Source organism: Achromobacter sp. SIMBA_011, assembly GCF_046535435.1.
Lineage (GTDB): Bacteria > Pseudomonadota > Gammaproteobacteria > Burkholderiales > Burkholderiaceae_B > Achromobacter > Achromobacter dolens.
The window spans coordinates 1-251 of sequence record NZ_JAWRWN010000907.1; the positions used below are offsets into that span (position 1 = coordinate 1).

At 66.1% G+C, this 251-nt stretch carries 1 protein-coding gene; it reads left to right on the top strand.

Going from position 1 to position 251, the window contains the following annotated elements; genetic code table 11:
* Positions 1 to 251: cytochrome c peroxidase (locus SB816_RS33635; protein WP_410548456.1), on the top strand; the 251-nt coding region annotated here is incomplete at both ends.

The window sequence follows — 251 nt, forward strand, 5'->3', positions numbered from 1 at the left end:
TGCAGGAACAGGCGGGCGGACCGCCGCTGAATCCGGTGGAAATGGCTTCGGTGTCGTGGGAGCAGATCGTCGGCAAATTGCAGGCCGATCCGGCGCTCGTCGAGACCTTCGCGCAGATCTATCCTGACGGCATCAGCGGCCCGGCCATCACCGACGCGATCGCCGAATTCGAAAAGACGCTGCTGACGCCGAGCCGCGTCGACGCGTATCTGCGCGGCGACGCACGCGCCTTGAACAGCGACGAGGCGCAC